Source organism: Mesorhizobium sp. M4B.F.Ca.ET.089.01.1.1 (assembly GCF_004022605.1).
Taxonomy (GTDB): Bacteria; Pseudomonadota; Alphaproteobacteria; order Rhizobiales; family Rhizobiaceae; genus Mesorhizobium; species Mesorhizobium abyssinicae.
This window is the reverse complement of record NZ_RZOS01001355.1, coordinates 1-484: the sequence shown is the minus strand read 5'-3', so window position 1 is coordinate 484 and position 484 is coordinate 1. Positions and strand designations below refer to the sequence as shown.

General features: G+C 61.0%; 2 pseudogenes. Both read right to left on the bottom strand.

Going from position 1 to position 484, the window contains the following annotated elements:
• Positions 1-96 (bottom strand): annotated as a pseudogene (locus EN780_RS41215) (arsenate reductase); the annotation flags it as partial.
• Positions 93-484: pseudogene (locus EN780_RS37520) on the bottom strand (aquaporin family protein); the annotation flags it as partial. The pseudogenes EN780_RS37520 and EN780_RS41215, both read right to left, overlap by 4 nt.

Sequence of the window (484 nt, the reverse complement as noted above, 5' to 3'; positions counted from 1 at the left end):
TTCGATAACTTCAGGTCCCTCGCCGGACTGCCTGATCATCGCCAGTGTATTGCGCGAAGTGCCGCAATCGGGGTTGTGATAGATCGTGATCGTCATTCGGCGGCTTTCAATTTCGAGTTGGCCACAGGGGAGGATTTCGGTTCTGCAAGCAACCATCCGGCGACGAGCAGAGCGACAACGGCGCCAAGAATTTCGGCAACGATGAAGGCAGGCAGGTCAACTGGTCGGATTCCTGCGAAGGTGTTGGAAAAGGCGCGCGCGATCGCCACCGCAGGGTTGGCGAAGGACGTCGAGGCGGTGAACCAGTAGGCGGCGGTGATGTAGAGCCCGACCAGCCACGGAATGGCATCGGAGCGGAAGCGCAGGCCGGCCAGGATGGTGAAGACCAGGCCGAAGGCGGCCACCGCTTCCGCAAACCATTGACCCGACCCCGTCCTAGCGTGTGTCGAAATCTGGACGAGCGGCAACTCGAAGATCCCGTGCG